Genomic DNA, 6,312 nt, shown 5'->3' on the forward strand with positions numbered 1-6,312 from the left:
CTTTAATCCACCGTCTCAGCCCGAGGCTCGCGAGTGACCGATCGACGGTATCGACCGGTGTTGTGAAAGGCGGGCTCGTCACGATGCCTCCGATGACGACGGCATGGGCGGGCGGAATGGGCTTGCGATGTCATCGAGGAAGTTCGAGAACTCCGTCTCCCCAGGCTCTACGTAGTACGGCTCTTCCATGTAGTGAATGAACCGCCACTGGCCTTCGCGCAGGCGAAGCACCGCGGTGCTCCTGGTGTGGGTCTCGCTGACCGTGCTCGTTTCGACCCGGCGCAACTCCCAGCGCGTCACGAATACCGCGATGGCGATGGTGGGGGCGACCAGCCGCACCCAGAGCCGCGGGAGGTCGACTGACACACTCGTGAGACGGGAACGCGTTCGCGCCAGATGCGAGTGGATGGCGTCGGATCCGACAAGCACATCGTCGAGTTCAACCGCGATATACGCGACGTCGGGGGCCATCGTCCACAGTTCCATGAGCCGGGCGGGCTCCAACTCCTCCCAGCGGCGCGCGTACTCGACGACCACCTCGGTGACACTCTTGATCTGCGCCGCCTCCGTGTTCAATGCCTCCGTGTTCAATAGGGCCCCGCGATTCCGGAGACAGCTGCCGCAGGTGCGGTGACGCCGCGGGCGCGCTCCAGTTCGGCAGCCGCGCCGAGCGCAAGGAGCAGTCGCTCGGTACCAAGGGTCATGAACATGAAGCCCAGCTCCAAGAACCGGGGTGCGGCCAGTCCGAGGGCGGCGTGAACGGCGGGAATCTTGCCGGCGTTGTTCGCGGCGGTGACAAACGTGGTCAGCACCTCGCACAGTTCCTCACTGGGCGGAAACTGCCGATGCCCGAGTCCGAGCGCGATCCCGAGGTCGGCCGGGCCGATGTAGATGCCGTCGATTCCCGGCACCCCGAGGATTTCATCGACGTTTTTCGCACCATCGACTGTTTCGACCATCGCCAAGATCATCGACCGTTCCGCCAGCCCCTCCGGCTCCCGAGGCAGATAGGCGGCGATCGGACCGTAGCTGCGGTTGCCGCCCTCAGACGGGTAGGTCGCGGCGGCGACGGCGGCGGTCGCCTCCGCCGCGCTGTTGACCATGGGCACGATGATGCCGTCTGCGCCGGAGTCGAGAACTTTGCCGATCAGTGCCGGGTTGTTGGCGGACACGCGCACAAACCGCGGCATCTCGGTCGGGCGGCCCAGCAGGCCCGGGATGTCGGACTCCGAGATGGCGCCGTGTTGGCAGTCGATTCCGACATAGTCGAACGGCGTCTGGGTGAGGGCTTCGAGCAGGTCGGGGGACCCCAGGGTCAGCCATGAACCGAATGACGGCTCGCCGCGAGCGAACCGTTCGCGGATTCGCTCGCGAGGGCAACGCACCGCCGCGTCCATGAAAAATACGCTAAGTGGGCGCGGATCAGACCGTCAACGAAGAACGTTTATCAGTGTCAGGATTAAAAAAACCCCGGTCAGTCGCCCGAATAGAACGCAGCGGTGTAGGTCAAAAGCTCGTCGAAAAGGCGCACAGCGAGGGGGAGATCCTTCGCGATGATCGCGTTAGCGACCTCCACATGACGGCGGTGGACTTGGGCGAGGATCCAAGCATGCTCGGACTCTGAACGCCGTGCGAAGTAGGCCCTGTTCACGAGTTTCTCGATGACGCGAACGAACAGGTCCAGCGCCGGGTTCCCGCTCATCGAACTGAGCAGCGTGTGAAATCCACGCGACTTGACGCGAACAGACTCCTGCTTGTTCACCACCTGTTGTGACTCTTCAGCCAGGAACTGCCGTAGTCGACGCTCGTTCTCGTTGCTCATGCGGTCGATCACCATCGGCAGAAGCGATATTTCCACCGCCCGCCGCGCCTCGAGCAGGTGCTCGGGGAGTATTCGCCGGAAGGTCAGGTAGTTCACCATCGACTTCACCACCCCGCAGTCGTCGGGAGCGGTGACCTGCAGTCCGCCACCTCGGCCGCGCTTCATCTCGGCGATGCCCTGCTGCTCGACTAGGCGTATCGCCTCGCGCAGGGCGCCCCGGCTCACCGAGTACTTAATCATGAGTTCGCTCTCGACGCCGAGCATCTTGCCGACGGGCCAGCCAGCCGCGTTGATCTCCTCGGTGATCTTGTCGGCAAGGGAAACGCCCACCTTGAAGTCTGAAAACTCGTCGCTCACCCCGTCACGCCCTTCGATAACAGGATTCTGTTTTACGAGCGCCGCCGGGCCTACGCTCGATTGACAACCATTGGAGGGCAGCGGCACTCAAGCGAAAGCCTACTCGGGAGCGAAAGCGTACTCGGGAGGTTCGACGTGCCCGTCGGGGGTGCGGCGACGACTGGGCTCGCCATCGTCCGCCTCGGCGTCTGCCCCCTGCTGGTCAACGGCAACGACGAGCCCGGTGACGCGTCGCGGGCCAGCCTGGCCGCGACCCGGCTGCTGCTCCCGGGTCAATGATTCTCAGGAAAGGACAAGTGACGTGAATTCACAGAAGAACACGAAGCTCGAACTTGGGGATACCAAGACCGTCGGAGTTGTCGACACCGACACACACCCCGATACCTTCATCGACGTAATGATCGATGACGTGCCGGAGCCGTGGCGCTCGATGTACTACAAGAACCGGCCCCATGACGTCGAGAACGGTCGATTTTTCTATGCTCCGCCGACATCGGCTCGAATTGACGCAACCATCACCGGCAAGCGGCCGGGCGAGGACAAGGCGCTCTACGCGGAGCAGGTGCTCCAGGAGACCGACACGGACTATGCGGTGCTGCTGCCATTGTCGCGCGGCAAGTGGTGGGACCCGGAGTGGGAGTCCGCCAAATCGTCGGCCACCAACACCTACATTGCGCGCGAATGGCTCGGCACCGAGAACAACTGGCACGGCCGATATCTTTCGGGCATCCGCGTTTCTCCGGGTGACCCGGATCGCGCGGTGGCAGAGATCCGCAAGTGGGCTGGACACCCATACTTCTGCCAGGTCCAATTCGCGCCCGAGGTGCTGACGGCGCCGGCCGGGCACCCGATGTACCGAGCGGTTTTTCGTGAAGCGGCTGCGCAGGGTCTTCCCGTCGCAATGCACATCACCCGCGAGACGTCGATGCAGTCGATGACACCGGTCGGCTACTCGTCGTACCACATCGAGGCGATGGGCTCGTGGGGGATGTACTACGCGGCCCACCTCGCGAGCCTCATCTTCGACGGTGTCTTCAGCGAGCTGCCCGAGCTCAAGGTGGTCTTCGTCGAGGGCGGATTCACCTGGGCGGCGCCGCTGCTCTGGCGCCTCGACAAGTATTGGGCTGAACTCGGCTCGGAGGTTCCCCACGTTAAGCGCAAGCCCAGCGAGTACGCCCGCGACCAGCTTCGGATCACCACCCAGCCGCTCGAGGAGCCGAAGGACCCCCGCGACCTCGTTCGCATCATCGAGGCAATGAACGGCCAGGACATTTTGATGTTCTCCAGTGACTACCCGCACTGGGACTACGACGACCCCCGCCACGTCGCTTCACGCTTGCCTGCCGAATGGCGTGACAAAGTGATGTTCCAAAATGCGTGTGACCTGTATGGCCTTCCGGCCACACGACCGGTGGATGCCCTCGACCTCGAGGCTGACTCGATGACACGCTACCGGCACCAGGCGCCGGCGACCCAGCACATGGATTCATACGGCCAACTAATCACGACTGCGAAATCCGCGGCATCATTCGATGACTTCGTGGCGACCGACTGACCATGGCGCCGTTGCAGCAGAGGAACCTGCGCACATATGTCGCTGCCGTCGAGGACATGCCACCAGGCACGATGCGCCTTGTCCCTGTCGGAAAGTTCGGGGTGGGTGTCTACAACGTGAAGGGTAAATTCACCGCGATCGCGAACTACTGCCCACACCGGGGCGGACCGATGTGCGTCGGTCACCTCACGGGCGAGACCTCCGCCGGGGAGAAGCCGTACAGCCAGGTCTTCACCCGGCACGATGAATTCATCAAGTGTCCCTGGCACGGCTGGGAGTACGACCTTGTGTCGGGTGAGGCAGTCGCCGCCCGCGTGAGAGTCCGGACCTACGAGGTCATCGTCGAGGACGGCAACGTCATTTTGATCGGAGCGGCGTGACAATGGATCAGAAGAGCCGAGGCGCGATCGACACATGCATCACCCCGTTCTGGCGGACGGACCTGGAGATTCACGAATGGATTCCGGAACCGTGGAAGAGTAAGCGTCAGCTACCCGGGATGCTTCGCCAGATGTACTCGGCACCGACCGGCATCCCGCCCTACGGCGAATACCTCGAGGAGGCGCGTCCCGATGGGGATCCGCGCGCTCTTCCAGGCTCGAGCATGGCGAAGGTGCTCGCCAAGATGGACGCGGACGGTTCGCGGCTCGGCATCCTCATGCCGCTCACCCGCGGGCCGCAGCCCGACCAGGACATGTCGAGCGTGATCTGCTCTGCGACAAATGACTGGCTGTCGAAGACGTGGCTCGACGTCCCTGAGGCAGATGGACGCTTTCTGGGCACGATCCGCGTGAATCCGGCCGACCCGGACACGGCGGTCGAGGAAATCGAGCGATGGGCTGACCACCCGCGGATGGTGCAGGTCGGCGTGCCGCTTGACGCCTGGCGCCCGTACGGCCAACGCAACTATTTCCCGATCTGGGACGCTGCGGCCAGGTATGGGCTTCCGATCGCCGTGCATGCTGACGGCGGCGCGTCGGCGAACTTCGCCCCGACAATGGTCGGCTACCCCCGCAAGCATATCGACTACGCATCGCAGGAGTCGATCAACTTCACTTACCACGCGGCGAGCTTCATCATGGAGGGCGTTTTCGAGCGTCTGCCGAACCTGCGCGTCTTCTTCGCGGACGGTGGCCACGACATGGTCACTACGCTCATGTGGCGCATGGACGCAGACTTCCCCATCGCCCGCCACGAGGTGCCATGGCTCACCAAGCCGCCCGGTGACTATCTCCACCATTTCCGCTTCCGCACCAGCCGGTTGGAAGGGCCGGCCGGAGCGGACGAGGTGTGGGCCAAGCTCAGCCGCGCATCCGAGTTGCTGATGTTCGGCAGCAACTACCCGCACTGGACGTCGATGGGCACCGATCAGGTGCTCGAGGGATTCACAGATAGCGAGCGCGAGCGTGTGCTGTTCGGCAACGCCGCGGAGATCTACACCCCGCGACTCACTGCAACGGGAGGACTTGACGCACTCACGCGGTACGCCGCGGGGACGCCTGCATGACCGACTCGCCCAGTAACGTGCTGCAGGTGGGCCTGTCCCCAGACGAGTTTGTCCGGGAGCTTGTGATCGCGCGGCGCGCTGCTGCCTCGGACTGCGTGGTGGAATTGCACCTCGAATCGCCGGACGGTGGACCGCTGCCAGCGTGGCAACCCGGTGCCCACGTCGACCTCCTCCTGCCGTCGGGAATGGTCAGGCAGTATTCGCTCGCGGGAGATCCCGCCGACCGCAGTATGTATCGGCTCGGTGTGCTGCTCGCCCCCGACAGCCGGGGGGGCTCCATCGAGGTACACGAGAAGCTCCTTGCCGGTTCACTCGTGACAATCCGTGGTCCACGCAACAACTTTCAGCTCAGGCCGGCGAAGAATTACGTCTTCATCGCGGGCGGCGTCGGCATCACACCCATCCTTCCGATGGTCGCGGCCGCCGCAGCCGCTGGAGCCGACTGGCGGCTCTACTACGGAGGTCGCGCGCTCGAGACGATGGCGTTCACCTCTGAACTGGAGGCGTATGGCGATCGGGTCGAGCTCTACCCGGAGGACACGCGCGGGTTCATACCGTTCGATCAGGTGCTAGACGATCCGACGGCGCTCGTATATTGCTGCGGTCCCGAACCCCTGCTGCTCGCCGTCGAGAGAACCATCACGGACTGGCCGGTCGGGCAGCTGCAGGTCGAGCGGTTCGCGCCCAAGGAAATCGAGCATGACCCGGATCATGCATTCGACGTTGAATTGGCGCGAAGCGACCTCACTCTCACCGTGCCGTCGGATAAGTCGATCGTGCAGGTCGCAAGGGACGCGGGCGTAGACGTGATCACGTCCTGCGAAGAGGGCATGTGCGGCACGTGCGAGACGCAAGTTCTCGAGGGGACGCCTGAACACCGGGACTCCATCATGTCGGCCGAGGAGCACGATTCGGAGTCGTCAATGGCGATCTGCGTCTCCCGCTCGCGCACGCCTCGCCTCGTGCTCGATCTGTAGAACGCTTCAATCGCATATATGAAGCCGATCTTGCTTAGATCGCCTCAAGAGCATCCTCTATGGCGGTTCGAAGCAGAGCCGCGTGACAGAAGGA

At 63.6% G+C, this 6,312-nt stretch carries 8 protein-coding genes; 5 read left to right on the forward strand and 3 right to left on the reverse strand.

Translation table 11 applies throughout. The features are described from left to right. Window positions 1-78 precede the first annotated feature (78 nt). From N415_RS22400 to N415_RS22410, 3 genes are all read right to left on the reverse strand, one after another. Window positions 79-576 (reverse strand): nuclear transport factor 2 family protein, encoded by a 498-nt coding sequence (locus tag N415_RS22400; protein ID WP_161630338.1) that lies wholly within the window; start codon window positions 574-576, stop codon window positions 79-81. A gap of 11 nt (window positions 577-587) precedes the next feature. Beyond that, complete coding sequence (locus N415_RS22405; protein WP_081665423.1) at window positions 588-1,397, reverse strand: aldolase/citrate lyase family protein; 810 nt, start codon at window positions 1,395-1,397, stop codon at window positions 588-590. A gap of 77 nt (window positions 1,398-1,474) precedes the next feature. Next, entirely contained in the window at window positions 1,475-2,179 is a 705-nt protein-coding gene (locus N415_RS22410; protein ID WP_068186851.1) for an FCD domain-containing protein, read from the reverse strand. Between the two features lie 135 nt (window positions 2,180-2,314). Here N415_RS22410 and N415_RS31995 point away from each other — a divergent pair, with 135 nt between their 5' ends. From N415_RS31995 to N415_RS22430, 5 genes are read left to right on the forward strand one after another with little or no spacing between them, the layout of a single operon-like run. After that, a complete protein-coding gene (locus N415_RS31995; RefSeq protein ID WP_161630339.1) occupies window positions 2,315-2,458 on the forward strand; it encodes a hypothetical protein in 144 nt (47 codons plus the stop codon). A 22-nt stretch (window positions 2,459-2,480) separates the two neighbouring features. Continuing rightward, a complete protein-coding gene (locus N415_RS22415; protein WP_068186853.1) occupies window positions 2,481-3,734 on the forward strand; it encodes an amidohydrolase family protein in 1,254 nt (417 codons plus the stop codon). An 11-nt stretch (window positions 3,735-3,745) separates the two neighbouring features. Further along, window positions 3,746-4,114 carry a Rieske (2Fe-2S) protein gene (locus N415_RS22420; protein WP_239645664.1) on the forward strand — a complete coding sequence of 123 codons (369 nt, stop codon included), beginning with the start codon at window positions 3,746-3,748 and terminating at the stop codon, window positions 4,112-4,114. 2 nt (window positions 4,115-4,116) lie between these two features. Further along, window positions 4,117-5,241, forward strand: a complete 1,125-nt coding sequence (locus tag N415_RS22425) for an amidohydrolase family protein (RefSeq protein ID WP_068186856.1) — start codon at window positions 4,117-4,119, stop codon at window positions 5,239-5,241. Further along, the gene (locus N415_RS22430; RefSeq protein ID WP_068186858.1) at window positions 5,238-6,218 is read left to right on the forward strand and encodes a PDR/VanB family oxidoreductase; all 981 of its coding nucleotides are present in this window, start codon (window positions 5,238-5,240) and stop codon (window positions 6,216-6,218) included. Before N415_RS22425 ends, N415_RS22430 begins: the two co-directional genes overlap by 4 nt. Window positions 6,219-6,312 lie beyond the last annotated feature (94 nt).

It is taken from the genome of Mycobacterium sp. UM_CSW (assembly GCF_000455205.1).
GTDB lineage: Bacteria > Actinomycetota > Actinomycetes > Mycobacteriales > Mycobacteriaceae > Mycobacterium.

Excerpts from the sequence above, each read along its gene's own strand:
- N415_RS22425 (WP_068186856.1), top strand. The coding sequence starts at position 4,117 with ATGGATCAGAAGAGCCGAGGCGCGATCGACACATGCATCACCCCGTTC.
- N415_RS22405 (WP_081665423.1), bottom strand. The coding sequence starts at position 1,397 with ATGGACGCGGCGGTGCGTTGCCCTCGCGAGCGAATCCGCGAACGGTTC.
- N415_RS22430 (WP_068186858.1), top strand. The coding sequence starts at position 5,238 with ATGACCGACTCGCCCAGTAACGTGCTGCAGGTGGGCCTGTCCCCAGAC.